Here is a 20196-nt window from a genome sequence, read left to right on the forward strand (position 1 = left end):
CGGTGAACGGGGCTATCCAGGACGGCTCCGACGCCGTGATCACACCAGCCACACCAAGATCATCTCACCCGTGACCAGCAGTTACGGGACAACCCTTAGCGGGGATCGCGGGCGCCACACGCTTGTCGGCATCAGATGAGATCCACCCGTGCCATGCTCGCCCAGCCGGTCCCGAGCCCTCCGCGATGAGCCTCGATTGATAACAGGCCGTCGTGCGGCAGACCGGCGCCCAACTCGCTTTCGCCGGGCCACGCGACGGCATACTTTGGTCCCCGGAGTGCAAGGTGACGTAACACCCCGCCGAACACGCCCACTTCAGACTCGACCGGCCTCGTGGTTCTCCTGTTGTCGCTTATGCTCTGTTGTCTGACTTGCAGTCCAGGGCCCAAGCGGCTGCAGGGCGTGAACGACCTGTGGCGGCATGCTGAGCTGACTGGCATCTGACCGCAGCGTGACAGCGGAATGTGATCTTCCCCCGGAGGGGAATCATCAGCACGGCAAGGGTGGGGCGTAAGTGGCTGAGAGTATCCTTCTGCGTTTTCTGAAAGGCGGGCTCATCGATGTCAATGGAGATGACGCCAAGCTCGACAAGATCGGCGCTGCTGCCGGTGAGCTGGCCAGTGGGCTGAGGAAGTCTCCTTCCAAAGCAGTGGCATACGTCCTCGTGGCTGTCGACCCCGAGGTGGACGCGGACGACCCCGTGATCGTCGAAGCGCTCGATGCCCTCAGCAAGCACTGGGTAACGTATGTGAACACGTTCTCCGGCACACCGGTGGCCGTGGCTCGCGCCATTGTTCTTGAGGGTTTGGTCCAGGCGGCTACGGACACCCCCTCCGTCGGAGCGGCTTTCGTTGCTCTGGCCCGCAATGCTTTCTCGGTTTCGGTGCCGAGTGCCGACACGGCGGCGTGGGCCGACGTGATCATGGAGATCGAGAAGGACGTCGATGCGCGGGCCGAAGCGGAGTGGGCGGTGCCCTCCTCCATCTCGGCCCCGGTCGCGGACCTTAAGGTGCCGGAGCTCACGCCACTCACGGTGACCGCCGACCCTACGGATGTCGACCATCTCAAGGCCGGGTTCTATGCGGCGGCAGGCCCTCATTACGTTGACCCGCAGCAGGGGCAACAGTTGGCCTCGAACGGAAATCCACACTCGCCGCACAATAACCCTGTGCACTGGGCAGGTGAGTTCGGTAACCGTATGGCTGTTTCTGTGGCCGAGGCCCTGGATACGGCTGTAAACGGACTGACCGTTGGCAACGCCGACTTGTCGGAGCCGATCCGGTCGCTCGCAACAGGCGTCTCCGAGTACGTTGCCGAGGCGCTGACCGCCGTGGCGGCCGCCACCACAGGCCTCCAGCGCAGGGTGGCCCTGGTGTGGTGGAAAGAGTCGCTCTTCTCTCCGACCCGCCGGGTCAGCTACCGGGACTTGCCACCGACCGCGGCGGCAACGCTGATGGCCTTCGACCTGCACCAGCAGGTGCCAGTGTCATCCCCTGCCAGCGTGGTGGCCTTCCTGGCTGAGACGGTAATGTCCCTTCCCTTGGTTGACACGGAACAGACCTACGCGGTCAATGACCTCGTCGAGCTTGCGCAGACCGAGAAGTCGCTGGATATGGCTCGCGGTGCGGGGGAGCTACTCACGGCGGTACCCGAAGGCCGCGGTCCGGTGATCGCGCTGATCGCCCACTGCGATGCGCCTGCCTCACGCGACCGGAGCGCATTCCGCCGCTTGACCGGAGTGCCGGACGGTGCACGCCTGACGTTGGCGCAGTGGGCATGCTGGGTGTTCCGCGAACTCCAGGCCACCAGCGCCACAGCCGCCAGCAAGGCCAGCCGCAGCAGCAAGCGGCGAAGCCGAGGGTGAACGGTATGGAGGACTGCCCTCAGCAGAGCTGCTTCGTTCCCGACACCGGCTGCGCTCTCGGCCACGTCGACCTCTCTGCATGCCCCGTGTATCACGGCTCGGGCCAGGACACTTCCGTGCCCGAGCCGACCGGTGATGTACTGCTGCCCTGGTCCGGCAGTGCACTGGGACTTGCCGATCTCGCCTTCGTAGCCGGCCGAGCCCGTCCCCGGATCATCGCGACTATCGGCCCACAGAACGCAGGGAAGACGACAATGTTGGGCGCCTGGTACCTGCTGTTGGGCCGAGGCGCCGCCGAACTGCGCGCAGGCCAATTTGCAGGCTCCTTCTCGCTGGCCGGCTGGGAGGCAGTGGCGGAATCCCTGCGCTGGGCCCCCGGGCAGGCGCCCGGGTTTCCCCCGCACACCGCGAGCCGCAGCGGGCGGGCTCCGGGGCTGCTGCATCTGAGCTTTCGTGCCGGGCAGAAGCGGCCTGTGGACTACCTGTTTACCGACGCACCTGGCGAGTGGTTCCAGAAGTGGGCCATCAACAAGGACGGATCCGAAGCTGCAGGAGCCCGCTGGATCGCCGAACACGCGGACGTTTTTCTTCTCGTCGCCGACCGCGAAGCTCTGTCGGGCGCAAGCATGGGGTCCGCCCGTAGCGCCCTGCAGCTACTCGCCGCCCGTGTGGCCGACGAGCGACAATCTCGCCCCGTTGCGTTGGTGTGGACCAAATCAGATGTCTCTATCGCTCCCGCAATGGAGGAGTCCGTCCGCCAATCGGTATTCGGCCCGATGCCCGAGGCTGAGGAATTCTCGGTCAGTGTCACCCCGGGCGATGCCGGCGAACGACAGGCAGATGACGTTCTGACTCCACTCCTCGACTGGGCACTCACCTCACGACGGCCGCACGCCGCCCTACCGTCAGTCCCGTCAGGCAGCGGCGACCCGCTCTTCATGTACGGGGTGAAACCGGCATGAGCGGTTCCGGCGATTCCATCCTTCTGCTCGGCGAGAGTGGCGTAGGTAAAACGCATTATGGGGCGCAACTGCTCAGGCGGCTCATCAAGAAGGACTGCCGACTGCGTATGAACGGCCAGGCTACAAACCTTGAGCCGTTCGAAGCGGCACTAGAAAGCCTCAGTGAAGGAAAAGCAGCCGATCACACGGCCACCTCCATCTACGTGGACAGCGTGTGGCCCGTATCGCAGGAAGACGGCACATCCGGACAACTCATCTGGCCCGAGTACGGCGGCGAGCAGATCAAATCCATGATCGAAACTCGCCGCGTGGCGGACGCCTGGTGCAGGCGTGTCCAGCAGGCGGACCGCTGGATGCTGATGATCCGCCTCCAACAGACGCAGTTGGGAGACGACGTGCTCTCACGACCTCTTTCCGACATGCGTAGAGCAGCCCGCGAGAATCCGGCTCACCAGATCTCGGACCAGGCGCGCCTCATTGAGCTTCTGCAAATGCTCATTTACGTCAGGGGCATGTCGCCCACAGGAGTTCGACCGGGAAGCCCACAGCTGGCCGTACTCCTCACTTGCTGGGATGAACTCAGATTCGAAGGCACTCCGTCCGAGGCGCTCCAGGTACGTCTGCCCATGTTCTGGGCGTTCCTCAGTGCCACGTGGCCCGCACCCACTGTCATGGGGCTGTCAGCCCTGGGCCGCCCCCTCACCCCGCACACATCTGACAGCGACTACTCCAGCCGGGGCCCGGAGCAGTTCGGGTTCGTCGTGACGCCAGAGGGGGAGCGCTCACCCGACCTCACCTGGCCAATCCACCTCCTCCTTGACAAACAGAGCCAACAAGAGGCGGACTAGGGCCTTGCGTATACATGCAGAACAGGCACTGTTCGGGGAGGTCCGGGGAGGGCACGGACTCAGGGAAGCCAGTGGCCCCCGGAGCCTTGCAGCGGAGCTGGCACCCCGACTTGACCTGCCTGACACCGCACCGCCCGGCGTGGAGTGGTCACCTTTCCTGTCAGGGTTTCCCCACCATGACCACTACGTGCTCGCTCGCACCTTTCTGGACGCGCAGGCAACGCGGGCTGGCATGGTGCTGTCCCACGCGCTCATCGTGCCGCTCAATGATCTCGTCTCTGTCTCCGACTTGCGCCCCCTTCTCGCCTGGTTGATGGCCCGACCCCACGCCCCTCTGGCCATCACACCCCTGGAGGTCGAACTCGGGAACGACATCCCGCCTGCCGCAACCGATCTGCCAGCAGCCGCGGCAACACTCGCACAGCGCTCGGCCGGCCCTGCGGTCCGCCTGGGCCACCAAGACTTCGACGACTTGGTCGTGTCTTTGTGGGCTCGGCTGTGGCCGGCCCTGCGTCGCAACTTCGCGTTCCGCCTGAGCTTCGGCCCCAGCGACCTTGTCGAGACTCCAACGCCAGCACTCGTTTGCACCCCTCACGCCCTCGTCGCGCGGTGGCGCGGGCACCAGCGGCTGGACACCGTGTCACCGGCGCCAGGTTCCCTGGCGGCCGCAGCCCTCACCGGCCACGAACAAGGCACGCTGCTAAGCTCCTTCGCTGACGAAATCGGAGCCGAAGCCACCGCCTTCAGCGAACTCCCCCTGCTGGAACAGGCATACAGGCTGACCACCGACGCGCCGGACACTATCGACAACACCATCACCGCCGTTCGGCTTGTGCAGCGGCTGTCACCCGAGCCCACCCACGGCACAAGCGGTAAGGCCAAGCTCCTGCAGCGCCTACTGCACCTGCTTGAAACCGCGACCGCTGGCGACGTTCTGACACTGCGCAACCTCGACATGCAAGGGTTCGAGCAGGCGCAGGCTGTATGGACCCATCTGGAGACCTGGACGGGGGACAACACCTTCCCGCCGGCCCAGGACACCTCGTTCACGACGATGATCCAGGACGCCATACACACGTCCAAGAGCACGCGCCAGTGGAGGGAGGCCGTACTTGGAGGCCTGCGGAAGGCAGCAGGCACACCAGGTCCGGCGTTCGCCCGCGCCGTGTGGCGCTGGGTCACCGCTGATCCAGAACTCACGCGACCCCTGTGGACAGCGGCTAGGCCGGACCACGCACTGGTAGGTCGATTGGTCGACGCAACTCCGCGCACGCTTCCCCTCCGCGCGGCGCAGCACATGATCGACATCGCTCGCGAAGAGCGCTTTCCCCGGCTGCACGGCGCCGCGGTGTCGACCGCCTTCCCGCCGTGCGAGGCCGCCCGCCTCCAACTCACCGCCGAACCCCACTCCGTTGCAGATGGCCTGGAACTGGCGTTGAGGAACGCGACGTCAGAAGAGATTGTGCGCTGCTCCGTCGACATCGGCGACGCACGGATGATTGACCTGGCGGGCAACCACGCCGCCCGGACGCCAGTCCTCCTCGCGGACCTCGACTTCTCCACTCAGACAGTTCAGTCCTTGTGGACGGCTTCGCTGAAATGCAACCTGAACGCCTGGCAAGGTCCCGCCAATCCACAAGCCGCATTCCACGCCGCTCTCACCGGCCTCATCGACGGTCGACCGGTTCAGGACGGCCTCATCCGCAGCCTGTCCCACACCCCCCTGGCCGACCTCGGCGCCTTCCCACGCCGTTCCGAAGTATGGGCCAAACTCAACGGCCCAGATCTCGACGCTCTCACTCGGGCGACCGTACACGGATGGCTCGAGAAGGCCCGTGTGGGCCCGCCCCCCTTCCGCCTGGAACCGCACCTCCAAACCGCTGTTCTCCGAAGTCCCGAACTCGACAGCCAACTCAGCCGCATGGAAGCCGGTGAGGTAGTCGGGATTGTGACGGCGTTGCCGACATACGACGAATACCGCTTCCGTAGATGGCTTCGCGCAGCGCTCTCGCATGGACAGCGCATTCCTCCCTCTACATGGGAGGCCATCGGCGGTCTCGCACTCGACCGGCATTGGAGACACACAGCCGACGAGCTCACAGGAATGCTGCGACAAGGGCGCGACGACGTCCGGCCCGCGCTGCGCGCGTGCCTGCCCATGATCGGTCTGTTGGACCGATGGCGACTCAAGTTGTCTGCCATCAGCCCCGCCGAAAGGTGGAAAGCACTGGAAGACCTGGCGGCCGAACTCTACCCGGCAGGGCCCAACGACCAGGAGCTGTGGGAACGAGCCGGGGGCCGTACGGCCGATCTCGACCAACGAGGCAGTGGCCGCACACGGTGGCACCAAGCACTCCAGCGCATCGAGCACGGCATCGGAAATCCTCACCTGAAGCAACTGCTGAATGAAATGCGTAACGACTACCCAGCAAATCAGCCACTCCGCTTCTTCGCCGATAACCAAGAATTCACGAACGAGCGATGACCGCCGAGCGGTACGCAAAGAAAATGAGGCTACGAAAAGGTGCCCCTCGGAACAAGACGAGCACTAGTAATCGGCATTGCCAACTACGAAAATATAAGCAGCCTCCCAGAAGCCGTGCTGAACGACGCCCGGGACACCGCATCCGTCCTCCGGGCAGCAGAGTACTGCGGCTTCCCGCCGGACCAAGTCCAGGTCCTCCTGGACGACCAGGCGACCTTGCACGGCATTCGATCCGGCCTGGCCGACCTGGCATCAACGTCCACGGCGGAAGACACCGTCGTCATCTTCTTCTCGGGACATGGCGGCCGATTCCCCACAGGGGTAGGCGATACAAGCGCCCTCCTCCCTGTGGACTTCCAGACCAATAATCTTCTGGGAGCCACCCTCCCCGAAGTTGAGCTCACCGCAGCCCTCGCCGCAATCAAGGCACAACGGCTCCTGGTACTAATCGACGCCTGCCACGCCGGCGGAGTGGCCGCGCTGAAGACACACACCGACGAAGACTCTATCCACGCCGGGTTCAGCGAAAAGTCTCTTCAACAACTCGCCCAGGGCACCGGCCGCGTCGTCATTGCATCATCGCGCGCGCAGGAATACTCCCTGGTACTGAACGGCGCACGTAACAGCGTGTTCACTCAGTACCTCCTCGAAGCACTTGAAGGAAAAGCGCGTACAACGGGAGACGGTCTCATTCGGATCTTCGATGTCTTTAACCACGTCGCCGAAAATGTCCGCACAGCCTTTCCCGGGCGACAGCACCCTATCTTCAAGGCCTCCGACCTGGAAGACAACTTCCCCATCGCACTCGACCGCGGCGGCCTGAAAACCCCGACCCCCGCACAACCGGTTCAACCCGACCACTGGCGCACGATCGAAACGATCATGGCCGACCTGTACCCCGCCGGTCCGACCGATCAGGAAATCTGGGCCCGCGCAGGCGGAGACATCTCACGCCTGAAACTCCAGGGAACCGGCCGCGCGAACTGGTTCGCCGCACTACGCAACCTCAAACTCGGTGGAGGTGGTCAGCAGATCAGTCTCCGCACACTGCTCCACACTGCAACCGACGACTTCCCGCACCATCCCGAACTCACAGCCCTGAAGGCTCGAGAATAGGTGCACCATAACGCTCGATTCTAAATTTCCGCTGGGAGATACTAAAGCGTGTTGCACAGGGCTCTGAACTGGGCATCTCCGTTGTATGGCTGGGGTGTTGAGGGCCGAAGCGGTGTGGGTGGAGACGTTCACGGGTCTGCGGATGGACCAGTTCGGGCGGCTGTTGAGAGCGGTACGGGAGCGAGGCGGCAACGGCACGCTGCAAGGTCGGCCGTGGAGTCTGCCGCTGGCCGAGCGGGTCCTGGTCGTTGCGGTGTACTACCGCACGAACCTGACCATGCGGCAGCTCGGGCCGCTGTTTGGTGTCTCGTCCTCGACAGTGTGCCGGGTGATCCAGAAGCTGGGACCGCTGCTCGCGCTCGAGCCCGTCACCCGGCGGCAGGATGCGGCGGACCGGTTGTGGATCGTGGACGGCACTTTGATCCCGGTCCGCGACCGGCACGTCGGCGCGTCCAGCCGCAACTACCGATTCTCCGCGAACGTGCAGGTCATCGTGGACGCCGACACCAGGCTCGTGATCGCGACTGCCCGGCCGGTTCCGGGCACCACCGCGGACGCCCACGCCTGGCGTGCCTCCGGCCTGGCCGAGCACTGCCAGGGAGCGACCATCCTGGGCGACGGCGCCTACCTCAACTGCGGGAGTGTCGTGCCGCACCGCAAACGCCCTCGACGAGCCCTGCTGGCTGGAGAGGAAGCCGACAACGCAGCCCACCGCAAGGTCCGGGCACGGGTGGAACATGTCATCGGCCGGATGAAGAACTACAAGATCCTCCGTGACTGCCGGCAACGAGGCGAGGGCCTCCACCACGCCGTCCAGGCAGTCGCCCACATGCACAACCTCGCCCTCGCATCATGACCAGAAGACTGCGATCACGTGCCCTGGCCTGCGCGAACACAGCCTTGTGCAACACGCTTTAGACGAGTAAGTCCGCAAAGTAGGGGATGACACGGGAGGGCCCGCACAGCAAGCCGTGCGGGCCCTTCCGTACAGAGGGTGCGGGTCAGCTGAGGTTCATGTCCGGCCCAGGCCGCGACCCTCTCCACGAGAAAACGCAGCCGCTCGCCCACCGTGTCCCAGGCATCGCCGGTGAGGTCGACCTGCGCGGCGGCGGCCGTGAGGGTGAGCCGGCCGAGGCGCGCCTCCACGTCCTTCACACGTTGCCGTACGGGCCGTTCAAGACGCTCATGCAGACCGACCCGCGGGCCGGTCACCGTCGCGGCCTCCAGCTCGAACCCGGCCGAGCCCAGCGGAACACGCTCCTCCACGTCCGCCGGTGGATCACAGAGGGCGCCGACTCCCTGACCCTCCAGCCCGTGATGACGACCGGGTCGTCCTCGTGCCTCGGCTGCTCGTCCACGCCCTCGCCGGGACCACCCTGCCGAGGAGCCGGCCGAGCTACGTCATCGGGGCGGAACTCGGCGGCCGTCGTCGGTGCGGGCCCGTACGTTTTGTCCACGCCTTCCCTCTCCAGGCCTCACGGTCGGCTGCGCCCTGCTGCTGCGCGGATCAACACGGCGATCCGTCGGCTCATGGCGGAGCCCAACACACCCCGGCGCGCGGCGGAGTACGGGCGGCTACTGATCGAGTGGGAGAAAGCCACCCAGGCCGACTTGATCAAGGCAGCATGCCCTCAGGTCAGCGCATGCCATCTGTATCGTCGCACTCTTCGCCGACTGGGAGTGGCCGACGGTCGTCCCCGGGGTCCTCGCTGTAGGTAACCACGGAGGATGCTTCTTGGAAGGTAAGCCTGAGCTCCTCTTCTGACGGAGCAGCAATCGGGGAGGAGGGCCAGTCACCCGGCCCTCCTCCCCGATTGACACGTCGGCGTCTCGCCATGACCATCTTCGAGTTCCGGTGGCGTCCCTGAGGAGACGCTTTGCTGCCACCGGCCGGACGCGACCCCGACGCTGATCGCCGAAGCCCCCAGCAAGACAACGATGAGACCCGTCAATGCACCAGCCGGGACACGCATAAGCCTCCACCAAGACCCTTGACGGCCTCACACGAGTACGCCCAGTCCCCGACGCGGAACAGCGGCGCGGGAGCGGTCAGCCGGTTCGCCACCAGTACCTCGGTCACCTGGCCGTGCGTCAGGTCTGCCCGCGAATCCGGTGGACACAGACCGCCGACGATCCCCGCGACGTCCAGCCGACGCAGAAACTCGGCAGCGACAGGCAGAGCACCCAGACCTCGGTCACCACGGACTCGATCACGACCTCCACGCGAGGGCGTTCCGTCCGTGGCCTTGGGGACTAGGAAGTCATCGACACACCCGGACCAACGCGGCTACACCGGCAAGACCGTCAATCCATCTGATTCAGCGACCCGGGAAGTACGGACCCAGCGCCCCGCCCGCCCCCGTGTACTGCGGGCAGACCGTCGACGAACCCTGTCGAACGCGGCGCACTGGTACGCGACGGTACGCCGGGACTTGCACTCCGCGGCACTGACCCCGCCGGCAGCCAACGGGAAGACTGCAGCCTTGTACAGCATGATCCGCCGCAGGACCGCATCCGCTGACGCTGCGCCTGCCGAAAAACTCATCCGTCCTGGTGGGGGCTGGTGTACGGGTGGTGTCGAGCGCGGGCGCTTGGGCGGGTGCTCTGGGCACCTGGTGAGTGCCCCGGCAGGATGATCTGTCGTGCTGCTTCGACTTGCCTGTCTGGGTGTGGCGAACGTGTTCGCCCTGCTGCGGCTGCTGCCGGTGAGCAACCAGGACAAGGACGCGGAGATCCTCGCGCTGCGTCATCAGATCACGGTGCTGGAACGCCGGCTCGGCCGGGATCGGGTGCGGTTCGCCCCGAGTGACCGGGTGTTCCTGGCCGCGCTGCTGCACCGGCTCCCGCGCGGTGTGCTGCGCCGGGCACGGCTGCTGGTGCGCCCGGACACTGTGCTGCGCTGGCACGTGACCTGGTCTCGCGCCGCCACGCGGCCCGTTCCCGGCCCAAGCGTGCGGGTCGGCCGCGTACCGTGCGCTCGATCCGCGTTCTCGTGCTGCGTCTGGCGCGGGAGAATCCCGGCTGGGGCTACCGGGGCGAGCTGCTGGTTCCAGGCGTGCAGGTGGCCGCCTCCACGGTGTGGGAGATCCTGAAGGAGGCGGGGATCGACCCGGTACCCGAGCGGGGTTCCAGCACCTGGACGGACTTTCTGCGCTCCCAGGCCGATGCCCTGCTGGCATGTGACTTCTTTGAAGCGGTCACCCTGTCCGGGGCGCGGCTGTACGTGTTCGCGGTGATCGGGCACGCCGGCCGGCGCATCCGCGCCCTGGGCGCGACGGCGCATCCGACCGCCTCCTGGGTGGCGCAGGCCGCCAGAAACCTTGTCATGGATCTCGAGGATGCCGGCTGCCGGGCCCGGTTCATGATCCGCGACCGCGACGGGAAGTACCCCGCCCTGTTCGACACCGTCCTTGAGGATGCGGGGATCGAGGTCGTACTCAGCGGGATCCGGATGCCGCGGATGAACGCGCTCATTCAACGGTGGGTGCAGACCTGCCGACGCGAACTGCTGGACCGCACCCTGGTCTGGAACCAGCGCCACCTGCTCCACGCCCTGCGCGAGTTCGAACAGCACTACAACTCCCACCGCCCCCACCAAGGCATCGCAGACGCCCGCCCGCTGCACCCCCTGCCTCCGCCGATCACCGACCCGGACGGCTATCGCCCACCTCGACATACGACGACGCGACCGCCTCGGCGGCACCCTCCACGAGTACCAACATGCGGCCTGACCTGCACGGACGAGATTCTCGGCAGGGACAAGGGCGTGGCAGACCCGCCGGATGCGCCAGGATTCACAGGCACGCCAGCGTCTCGCGGCCCACCTGCGCACCCTGTACGAGCAGCGTGGCGCGACCCTCACCGAGCTTGCTGCAGTCGTGGGAGACACGAGGCGTGCTGCCCGGCGCCTGCTTCATCGAGGCCGGCGGCGCTGTGCGCACCCCGCAACAAACACTGCGGATGCGCGCCGCGGCGCGGGCCACTGAGCGGCAGAAGCTGGCGGTGTCCCTGCGGGCACGGTACGAGGCCGGCGCCTCCGTGCCGGAGCTTGCTGAGGACTGCAACTACTCCGTGGCCACGGTGTACCGGCTCCTGCACCAGGCCCGCACTCCCATGCGGCCCCGGCACCGCCATGGCCCGGCCTGCGCCCCAAGGAGGCGGCCATGAGAGCCCCCGTCCTCCCAGGTGTCCCCCGCGGTGCCGCTCGGCTCAACGACCCGCCCATCCACCATCCCGACCGCAGTTGCGCAGCAAGGGCTCCCCCAGACACGCAGCCACGCCCGAAGCCTGCGTCGACGCCGTCGACAGCCGCCACATCAACGCACCTTTCCAGTTTCAGGAGATCAAGCACACGTGAACGAGAACACCCGTATCAAGACCCTGGCGGCGGCCACAGCCCACGCCTGGGACGCCTTCGTCATCAGGCCGGCCCGGCCTGCGATGCGGACCAGGCCGGCCGGGTCGGCGGAGCGGCTGATCCCGCTGATCAGGTCCGAGGAGCGGGGCCGCGAGTGGTACGACACGGTGTGCGACAACGTGACGCGCTGGCGCGAGGTCATGGAACGGCGGGCGGACCTGTCGGCCGACCCCATCAACCCGGAGTACGTCGCCCGCTGTCTGGACCCGCTGCTCCCCGAGAACGCGATCGTGTCCTCCGACTCGGGTTCGGCTGCGAACTGGTACGCCCGCCATCTGACGATGCGGCCCGGTATGCGCTCGTCGCTGTCTGGGACGCTGGCGACGATGGGCTGCGGTGTGCCGTACGCGATCGGCGCCAAGTTCGCCCACCCGGACCGCCCGGCCATCGCGCTGGTCGGCGACGGCGCGATACAGATGAACGGCCTGGCGGAGCTGATCACGGCGGCGAAGTACAAGGACCTGTGGGAGGACCCGCGGCTGGTCGTGGCCGTGTGGAACAACCACGACCTCAACCAGGTCACCTGGGAGATGCGGGCCATGGAGGGCGTCCCGTCCTTCCTGCCGTCCCAGGAGATCCCGGACGTGCAGTACGCCGCGTTCGCCCGCTCCCTCGGTCTGACCGGCGTCCGCGTCGAGAAGCCCGAGGACGTCGAGGCGGGCTGGCGCGCGGGCCTGGAGGCGGACGGTCCCGTGGTGATCGAGTTCCTCACCGACCCGGCCGTACCGCCGATCCCGCCGCATGCCACGTGGGAGCAGATGGAGGCCACGGCCTCGTCGATCCTGAAGGGGGACGCGGATCGCGGGTCGATGGTCAGGCAGGGGTTCAAGGCGAAGATGCAGGAGTTCCTGCCGGGGAGGGAGAAGAAGAGCCAGCGGGATGCCGAGCGGCACTGAAGTCGGTTGCGGGGCGCGCCACTTCTGACGGCGCGGGAGGCATGGGTCCCGCCACGGCCGCGCCGACGCCCTCTGCGTACTTCGGGAGGAGCGGGCATGGCACCCGGGTACCGCTCTGCCCGTTGGTATTCACTTCTTTGGTGGCGCCGAGGTCCGCAAGACGGTTCCTAGCCTGAACTCGGAGTCGCGCAGGCCCTCCTCCTCACGGAGGACTTGCCCGGTTCGTCCCCGAGTGCCCAGGCAAAGGAGCCTCTTTATGACCATGGAAAGTACAGCGACCGTCGGGCGAGCCGGCGGTGGCGGCCACAGACGCCGTTCCCGCTGGCTGAGCGGGAAGTTCCTGGCGCTCTTCCTCTCCGTCGCCACGATGCTGGGCGGTTGGGCCGTGATCGCCCCGCAGTTCGAGCAGAAGGCCGCCGCCATTGACGACGGCAAGGACATCGTCTGGGACATCAACGGCGGCCAGCCCGCGTTCAACAAAATGATCGATAAGGTACGCCAGCGGGCGACCGGTGGCAGGGTGCTGCGGGAAGGAGTACTGCAGACCGATCCCACCCAGGACTCGACCTCTGACATCTTCGCTGTCGAGGTGCGGCACAGCGGAGCCGCGAGTTCATCGGAAGCGCCGCGTGTCCGCCTGATATTCAAGGCGAAGAACCTGTTCCTCCTCGGCTGGCACATCATCCCCCCGATTCCAGGAGACCTCAATCCAGGGGCCTCCAACGCCGGTGGAACGCTCATCTGGTTCAAGGGCGACGACCCCGGCTACCGCGGCTCGAACGCGGAGAAGTTCCCGCCCACGGTCCGGAACCTCAACTTCACCGGAAACTACACCGATCTGGAGCGGGTCGCGGGCCGGCCCCGGTCGGGCCTCACGCTGAGCGGGCCGGTGATGGAGCAGGCGTTCAGAGATATCCGAGCCTCGGCCGAAAGGGCCCGCACGGACACCACGGCCGACGCCGCGATGGTCCTCATCATGACCATCGCGGAGGCTGCGAGGTTCGACCCGCTGCAGCAGGCTTTCGCGCAGGGCTTCGCCACCAACAACCAGTACACGATCACCGGCAACGACGCGAGGCTGATGAACAGCTGGAGCGACATCTCGAATCAGTTGGTCAGCAACCTGAACGACCGTACGCCCATCGATGTCTCGATCAGGGACAACGATCCCAGCACGGTTGACTTCCTGGCGACAACCGTGTCGTCGGTGACCGCCATCCTCGCCATCTGCCTCATGCAGCTCAAATCCTAGGAGTGCCATCCCGGTCGGCCCGGCCTGCGATGCGGACCAGGCCGACCGGGTCGGCGGAGGTCACGCCGGTTGTGCGTCCGGGCCCGTCTTCGTGAGCGGGGTCGGACGCAGAACGGCACGAACGCTCCAGCCGCCCGCGGAGTCGGGGCCGGCGGTGACCGTCCCCTGGTAGAGCACGGCGCGTTCACGCATGCCGAGAAGCCCCTGCCCGCCGCCTTCCCGGAGATGATCCCGTGGGCGGAGTGCTGTGTCCTCGACGGTGATGTGCACGGCATCGTGCTCCGCGATCAAGGAGACACGGACCGTGGTGTCGGAGGCGGCGTGCTCAAGGGTGTTCGTCAGGGCTTCCTGGACGATGCGGTACACGGCGAGTTGCAGTCCCGCGGGCAGGCCGGTCAGGTCACCGGCCGTGTGGAGGCCGACGTCGGGACCGGCCGCACGGATCCGCTCCAGCAGAGCGCCGAGGTCGCCGACACCCGGCTGGGGGCGGAAGGGCGTCTTGTGAGGTCCCTCCTCGCGGCTGCCGGTGATGAGCCGGCGCAGGTCGGCCAGGGCGCCGCGCCCGCTGTCCGCGATGATCCGCAGGGTGTCCGCGCTCTGTTTCGGCCTGGTCTCGGCCAGCCCCGCCGCACCGTCGGCCAGACCGACCACGACGGCCAGGGTGTGGCCGAGGACGTCGTGCATCTCCCGGGAGATGCGCGCCCGCTCCGTGGCCTCCGCGAGGCGGGCCCGCTGGTCGCGCTCCAACTCCAGCCGCACCGCCTGGTCCTCCAGTGCCGCGATGTAGGAGCGTGCCACTCGGCCCGCCAGTCCCAGACCGGCGGTGGCGAGGATACAGAGCACCAGGTCGGTGGTCACCGCCAGAGGGCTGTCGATCCGTTCGATCCGCCGGTCCGGCGCGAACATCATGATCGTCACGATGGTCTGGGGAACGGCGACCGCGACGGCGACGGCCAACTGGAGCGGCGGTGCGAACCGGGCGAGGTTGTACAGCATGATCAGTTGCGCGAGGAAGTGAGCGTAGGTGAGAACCCCGGAAGCGGCCTCCGCCATGGAGAAGGTCGTGACGACGGCGAAGACCAGGAAGGGATGACGATCCCGTGCGAGCAGCGGGACCGTAAACCCGATCATCACCATGAGGGCGACCGGGAGGCCCGGATCGGCGCCGGCGACGCTGTCCAGAAGACCGGGGACACCGAGAGCCGCGCACACCAGAGGCGCCGCCCACTGCCTGATCCGGGGGTGCTGCCGGCTGGCCCGCTGGATCGCTGCCATCCAGGCCAGCAGCCGCAGGACCGTGCGATGCTCCGGGCCGCCCAGCAGGCGGCCGGGTTCCACGGGGCGGGCCCTCGATGAGGTGGTGGTCACTGGATGCGTCTCCAGGGTGCATGCGGACCGTCCGCCACCCCTGAGGGGGAAGGACCGGCGGACGGCGGCTGACAGGAAGCGGCTCACGCCCGCGATCCGTTCTGATCCGTTCTCGTTGCGGAAGAAGTGCGCGGGGCCGTCTCACGGCCCATATTTCACGTTAAAGGCGTCGACGCGACGGCGGACGGCACCGCGGAACCCAAAACCAGGGCGGCGACTGCTACCACGGTAGTGGTCGCCTTCCTCCGAAGGGACACACACCCGGGCACCGCGGCCCCCACCACTGCTTCCGGAGGGGGCGGCTCCTCCTCAAGTACCAGTCGGCCGCGCCGTTTTCGCTTCCCTGGTGCCCTGCCCGTCCCGTACGTGATCCCTAGCCTGGACGCACGCCACAGGGCACCACGGCAGCCCGGCGTACTCTCCCACCGAACGGAGCTGTCATGTCCCTCCTGGCCCGGCCGGCGCTGGCCTCCCCCGCCGCCAAAGTGATGCAGCGTCTGAACGCCCTGCTGGCGGACCGGCACGTCGCGTCCTCCCTGCACAAGCGTTATCCGGAGTACCCCCGGAACGCCCACGAGTTGACCATCCCGACCTCCGTCGCCCCGGCCCGCGCCGTGGTGTACGTCCCCGACCGTCCCGAGGGCGCGCCTTTGCCGCCGGTCCACGTGAACTTCCACGGTGGCGGCTTCGTCCTGCCGCCCGTCGAGCTGGACGATCCGCTGTGCCGTTTCCTCGCGGCCGAGGCGGGTGCGGTGGTGGTGAACGTGGACTACGTCGTCGCGCCGCAGCACCCCTTTCCCGCTCCGCCGTACCAGGCGTACGAGGTCGTCGAGTGGGTGGCCGGACACGGCGCCGAACACGGCTGGGACGGCAGCCTGCTCACGGTGGGCGGTCAGAGCGCCGGAGGGGCCCTCGCGGCGGCGGTGGCCCGTCAGGCACTGGAAAAAGGAGGTCCCTCCATCGCTCTCCAGATCCTGCACTATCCCCCTCTGGACCTCGTCACCGGTGCCAGGGACAAGCGCTCGGTCATCGCCAAGCCGCTGCTGCGCCCATGGATGGCGGACATCTTCGACACCTCCTACGTGCCGGACCCGACGTTGCGCAGCGATCCCCTGGTCTCCCCCGCCCATCCCTGCGACACCGCCGACCTGACCGGCATCGCCCCCGCCTTCGTCATCACGCCGGAACACGACCTCCTGCGTGCCGAGGGCTCTCGCTACGCCGAGCGGCTGCGCGGCTTCCGGGCGCTCTACGACCACTTCGACGTGCCGGGTGCCGACCACGGCTACGACCAGAACGACGCCGAAACGGCCAGAGAGGTCTACGGCCTGATGGCCCAGCACATGCGTCGGGCCGTGTACCCCGACTGACCGCGTACCGCCCGACCGGAATCGACGAGTGGGGTACCGGCCGACTGCTTCTGGCCAGTACCCCACTCGGGTGCGCGGGTCAGGCTCCGGACACCGTGCCCTTGAGCCTGCGCGGCAGGCGCGAGGCCATTGCAGTGGTCGCGAGGCCCACCAGCCGTCGAGACCGACGTCCCGGGCGGCGCGGCGGCTCGTCCTCACCTGAACGGGAGTCGTCGACGGCCTCGGTCCCGGGCGCCTCGGCGGCGGTCGGTGTCTGCGCGTACCGGCCCCGCAGTTCCGAGAGAACTCCGAACGCCGCCGCGGTCATGGGCACGGACAGGAGCATGCCGAGGACTCCGGCGACCGAGGCTCCTGCGGTGAGTGCCACCAGGATCACCGCGGGGTGCATCTGCAGGGTGCGGCTCTGGATCATCGGCTGCAGCACGTTGCCTTCGAGGAGCTGCACCACGAAGACGACGCCCAGCACCCACAGCGCGGTCCCGAGGCCGCCGTCGGCGAAGGCGACCAGGACCGCGACCGCCCCGGACAGGAGCGCCCCGAGGTAGGGGATGTACGCGCCGATGAAGACCAGGGCCCCGAGCCCGACCGCGCCCGGTACGTCCAGGACGAGCAGACCGACGGTGATGCAGACGGCGTCGATGAAGGCGACGATCGTGGTGCCGCGCATGAAGCCCTCGATGGCCTGGAAGGCGCGACGGGCCATCACCTCGAGGGTCTCACCGGAGCCCCGGGGTGCCAGCGAGTGCAGGGCCGCGACGGCCCGGTCGGAGTCACGCAGGAAGAAGAACATGAGCAGGATCGCGAGGGTGCCCGTCGCGGCCATCTCGACGACCACACTCACGCCGCTCAAGAGGCCGTTGACGGCGGTGCCGCCGAACTTCGACAGCAGATCCTTCGCGTTCGCGGCGAGATCGTCCAGGGATGTCCCCGCCAGGCCGAACCGCTCCTCGATCGACGCCGCGGCGTCGCGCAGGGAGGCGATGATCTGGTCACCGGTGTCGATGAGGGCGGTCACCACGATGTACGCCGCCCCGCCCATGACCACGACTACGGCGGCGCAGGTCAGCCCGGCCGCGAGCGTCTTGTTGATTTTCATCGCGATCAGTCGGCGATAGAGCGGGCCGAGCAGGGCCGTGCCGAGCAGTGCGAGGAGCACCGGCGTCACGACGGTCTCGAACGCGACACAGAACCACACCGTCACGGAGATGACGCCGCTGACGAGGAGGATCAGTGCGCTCCCCACGGCCACGCGGCGGGCGATGCCGTGGAGCGGGTCGTGCCGGTGGTTCGTCCGGCGTCGATCGGGCCACGCCTGTCTGGTCATGGACGCGCCCGTGCTCCTGATCACCGGACGCGCTCGGTGTACCGGTCCGCGCCGCCGGCTCCGCGCTGTTCCGGGAGAGAGCCTTCGGGGCTCTGCTACGTGCATCCTCACTCTGTTCTTCTCCGCTCACACGGGCCGGATCCGGCGACCACGGCCCTTTTCTGGCTTCGTGAACCACACCACGCCGGTTGCTCATGCCGGCCGTACGAGCCCCACGTCGTAGGCGAAGATGACCGCCTGGACGCGGTCCCGGGCACCGATCTTGGCGAGGATGCGGCTGACGTGGGACTTGACGGTGGTCTCGGCCAGGTGGAGTTGTTCGGCGACCTCGGCGTTGCTGCAGCCGGTGGCGACCGCGGTGAGTACCTCGATCTCGCGTTCGGTGAGGGCTTCCAGCTGTCGCGTCTGCTCGGGGGTGTGTCCGGGCAGGCGGGTGGTGAAGGCGTCGATGAGTTTGCGGGTCAGCCCGGGTGAGATGACGGCGTCCCCGGCAGCGACCGCGCGGACACCGGCGAGGAGTTCTTCGGGCAGGGCGTCCTTGAGGAGGAAGCCGCTGGCTCCGGCGCGCAGGGCGTCGTAGGCGTACTCGTCGAGGTCGAAGGTGGTCATGACCAGCACGCGGGAGCGGCCCCCGGAAGTGACGATGCGGCGGGTCGCCTCGATGCCGTCCATGCCGGGCATGCGTACGTCCATCAGGACGACGTCCGGGTGGAGTTCGGCCGTCATACGTACCGCTTCGGCGCCGTGCGTGGCCTCGCCGACGACGGTCAGGTCGGGGTGTTGTTCCATGAGCATGCTGAAGCCGAGGCGTTGCAGGGCCTGGTCGTCGACGATGAGGACAGTGGTCATGCCGGGTGCTTCTCCGTAGGCGTAGGGGTGTCGGTGGGTGGGAGGAGGTGCAGTTCCGCTCGGACGCTCCAGCCGCCCCGTGAGTTCGGGCCGGCGGTCACGGTCCCCTGGTAGAGCAAGGCGCGCTCGCGCATGCCGAGGAGCCCCTGTCCCCGGTCGGTGCGAGGGCGCTCGCGCGGCGTACGCGCAGGGCCGCTGTCCTCGACAGCGACACGTACCGCGTGGGAGGTCTCCACGACGGTCACGTCGATCGTCGTGGCGAGGGCGGCGTGCTTGAGGGTGTTGGTCAGTGCTTCCTGGACGATGCGGTAGACGGTGAGCTGGAGTCCCGGGGGGAGGCCGGCGAGTTCCCCCTCGGTGTGCAGGTTCACGGTGGGGCCGGCGGCCCGGACCCTTTCCAGGAGGGCGTCGAGGTCGGTCAGGCCGGGCTGGGGTGCCAGCGGAGAGTCGCAGGAGGCGCTGCCGTTCTCGCGGAGGGTGCCGAGGAGCCGGCGTAGATCCGCCAGGGCGCCGCGCCCGCTGTCGGCGATGATCAGCAGTGTCTCGGCGCCCCGCTTGGGGTTGGCCTCGGCCAGTCCGGCCGCGCCGTCGGCGAGACCGACCATGACGGCGAGGGTGTGGCCGAGGATGTCGTGCATCTCCCGGGAGATACGGGCCCGCTCCGCCGCTTCCGCGAGCCGGGCCCGCTGGTCGCGCTCCACCTCCAGCCGCACGGCCCGGTCCTGCAGAGCGGTGATGTACAGGCGTGCCACCCGGCCGCCCAGTCCCACTCCCGCCATCGCGAGCATGCACAGCGTCAGCATGACGGCCAGTGCCAGGGCGGTGGTGATGCGCTTGAGTTGGACGTCGGAGGAGAAGGCCAGGATGGTGATCACCGTCTGAGGTACGGCGACCGACACGGCCCCGGCCAGTGCGCGGGGCGTGGCGAAGCGGGCCACGTTGTACAGCATGATCAGCTGGGCGAGGAAGTGCGCGTTGGTCAGCACGCCGCAGGCGGCCTCCGCCACGGAGAAGGCCGTGACGATCGTGAACACCAGAACAGGGCTGCTCTGGCGCCACAGCAGCGGGACGGTGATTCCGGCCAGCAGGCCCAGTGAGACCGGGAGCGCGGGTCCCGGGCCGGGGTATTCCATCAGGGGCTGGAGGCCGAGCGCGGCGCACAGGATCGGCATCGCCCACCGCTTGACATGGGGGTGCGCCTGGTCCGCCCGGCCCAGGGCGGCCAGCAGGGTCAGTACCCGGACCACCGTGCGGTCCTCCGAGCTGCCCAGCAGGGTGCCGGGTTCGGCTGGGGAGTTCTTGGATGCTGAGGTCACGGCGTATGTCTCCGAGGTGCCGGCTGACCGTCCGTCGGCCCTTGGGGGGAGTGAGGGCCGACGGACGGCGACTGAGGGGGGCTCCCACTGCCGTGGGATCAGGTGCGCCGGGCCACTGTAAGTGGCGCG

At 67.6% G+C, this 20196-nt stretch carries 14 protein-coding genes and 2 pseudogenes; 11 read left to right on the forward strand and 5 right to left on the reverse strand.

Translation table 11 applies throughout. The annotated features are described in order from the left end of the window. Positions 1 to 514: 514 nt before the first annotated feature. From ADK36_RS41960 to ADK36_RS41985, 6 genes are all read left to right on the forward strand, one after another. Positions 515 to 1864: a GTPase-associated system all-helical protein GASH gene (locus tag ADK36_RS41960; protein ID WP_063776821.1), complete on the forward strand. Its 1350-nt coding sequence runs from the start codon at positions 515 to 517 to the stop codon at positions 1862 to 1864. Positions 1865 to 1980: 116 nt separating this feature from the next. Further along, entirely contained in the window at positions 1981 to 2826 is an 846-nt protein-coding gene (locus ADK36_RS41965) for a TRAFAC clade GTPase domain-containing protein (protein WP_234330074.1), read from the forward strand. Further along, the gene (locus tag ADK36_RS41970; RefSeq protein WP_048580950.1) at positions 2823 to 3674 is read left to right on the forward strand and encodes an ATP-binding protein; all 852 of its coding nucleotides are present in this window, start codon (positions 2823 to 2825) and stop codon (positions 3672 to 3674) included. Before ADK36_RS41965 ends, ADK36_RS41970 begins: the two co-directional genes overlap by 4 nt. A gap of 4 nt (positions 3675 to 3678) precedes the next feature. Then, positions 3679 to 6159: an effector-associated domain EAD1-containing protein gene (locus ADK36_RS48550; protein WP_234330075.1), complete on the forward strand. Its 2481-nt coding sequence runs from the start codon at positions 3679 to 3681 to the stop codon at positions 6157 to 6159. 39 nt (positions 6160 to 6198) lie between these two features. Next, positions 6199 to 7275 (forward strand): caspase family protein, encoded by a 1077-nt coding sequence (locus tag ADK36_RS41980; RefSeq protein WP_048580952.1) that lies wholly within the window; start codon positions 6199 to 6201, stop codon positions 7273 to 7275. An 85-nt stretch (positions 7276 to 7360) separates the two neighbouring features. Beyond that, positions 7361 to 8131, forward strand: a complete 771-nt coding sequence (locus ADK36_RS41985; protein WP_048580953.1) for an IS5/IS1182 family transposase — start codon at positions 7361 to 7363, stop codon at positions 8129 to 8131. 1235 nt (positions 8132 to 9366) lie between these two features. Here the strand turns inward: ADK36_RS41985 and ADK36_RS51125 are convergent. Continuing rightward, positions 9367 to 9498 carry a hypothetical protein gene (locus ADK36_RS51125; protein WP_267887447.1) on the reverse strand — a complete coding sequence of 44 codons (132 nt, stop codon included), beginning with the start codon at positions 9496 to 9498 and terminating at the stop codon, positions 9367 to 9369. Between the two features lie 419 nt (positions 9499 to 9917). Between ADK36_RS51125 and ADK36_RS49760 the strand changes: the two are divergent. The 4 genes and pseudogenes from ADK36_RS49760 to ADK36_RS42005 all read left to right on the forward strand — a co-directional run bounded on the left by ADK36_RS49760 (position 9918) and on the right by ADK36_RS42005 (position 13840). After that, positions 9918 to 11006, forward strand: a pseudogene (locus tag ADK36_RS49760) (integrase core domain-containing protein). 136 nt (positions 11007 to 11142) lie between these two features. Beyond that, positions 11143 to 11442 carry a helix-turn-helix domain-containing protein gene (locus tag ADK36_RS48555; RefSeq protein WP_234330077.1) on the forward strand — a complete coding sequence of 100 codons (300 nt, stop codon included), beginning with the start codon at positions 11143 to 11145 and terminating at the stop codon, positions 11440 to 11442. Between the two features lie 300 nt (positions 11443 to 11742). Next, positions 11743 to 12588 (forward strand): annotated as a pseudogene (locus ADK36_RS42000) (thiamine pyrophosphate-dependent enzyme); the annotation flags it as partial. Between the two features lie 385 nt (positions 12589 to 12973). Then, positions 12974 to 13840, forward strand: a complete 867-nt coding sequence (locus tag ADK36_RS42005; RefSeq protein WP_159029131.1) for a ribosome-inactivating family protein — start codon at positions 12974 to 12976, stop codon at positions 13838 to 13840. Positions 13841 to 13900: 60 nt separating this feature from the next. Here ADK36_RS42005 and ADK36_RS42010 read toward each other — a convergent pair whose 3' ends face one another. Further along, entirely contained in the window at positions 13901 to 15208 is a 1308-nt protein-coding gene (locus ADK36_RS42010; RefSeq protein WP_053201379.1) for a sensor histidine kinase, read from the reverse strand. A 440-nt stretch (positions 15209 to 15648) separates the two neighbouring features. Between ADK36_RS42010 and ADK36_RS42015 the strand changes: the two genes are divergently transcribed. Beyond that, positions 15649 to 16578, forward strand: coding sequence for an alpha/beta hydrolase fold domain-containing protein (locus ADK36_RS42015; RefSeq protein WP_053201380.1), 930 nt, complete (start codon positions 15649 to 15651; stop codon positions 16576 to 16578). Between the two features lie 79 nt (positions 16579 to 16657). On the opposite strand, the gene ADK36_RS42020 is transcribed toward ADK36_RS42015, so the two are convergent. The 3 genes from ADK36_RS42020 to ADK36_RS42030 all read right to left on the reverse strand — a co-directional run bounded on the left by ADK36_RS42020 (position 16658) and on the right by ADK36_RS42030 (position 20067). Beyond that, positions 16658 to 17902, reverse strand: coding sequence for an AI-2E family transporter (locus tag ADK36_RS42020; protein ID WP_199830364.1), 1245 nt, complete (start codon positions 17900 to 17902; stop codon positions 16658 to 16660). A gap of 192 nt (positions 17903 to 18094) precedes the next feature. After that, positions 18095 to 18751, reverse strand: a complete 657-nt coding sequence (locus tag ADK36_RS42025; RefSeq protein WP_048580959.1) for a response regulator — start codon at positions 18749 to 18751, stop codon at positions 18095 to 18097. After that, a complete protein-coding gene (locus ADK36_RS42030; protein WP_048580960.1) occupies positions 18748 to 20067 on the reverse strand; it encodes a sensor histidine kinase in 1320 nt (439 codons plus the stop codon). Before ADK36_RS42030 ends, ADK36_RS42025 begins: the two co-directional genes overlap by 4 nt. Between the last annotated feature and the right edge of the window lie 129 nt (positions 20068 to 20196).

The organism is Streptomyces viridochromogenes, assembly GCF_001270495.1.
GTDB lineage: Bacteria > Actinomycetota > Actinomycetes > Streptomycetales > Streptomycetaceae > Streptomyces > Streptomyces viridochromogenes_A.

Coding starts and splice junctions, on each gene's coding strand:
- ADK36_RS41970 (WP_048580950.1), top strand. CDS start 2,823: ATGAGCGGTTCCGGCGATTCCATCCTTCTGCTCGGCGAGAGTGGCGTA.
- ADK36_RS41985 (WP_048580953.1), top strand. CDS start 7,361: ATGGCTGGGGTGTTGAGGGCCGAAGCGGTGTGGGTGGAGACGTTCACG.
- ADK36_RS42015 (WP_053201380.1), top strand. CDS start 15,649: ATGTCCCTCCTGGCCCGGCCGGCGCTGGCCTCCCCCGCCGCCAAAGTG.
- ADK36_RS42020 (WP_199830364.1), bottom strand. CDS start 17,902: ATGACCAGACAGGCGTGGCCCGATCGACGCCGGACGAACCACCGGCAC.
- ADK36_RS42025 (WP_048580959.1), bottom strand. CDS start 18,751: ATGACCACTGTCCTCATCGTCGACGACCAGGCCCTGCAACGCCTCGGC.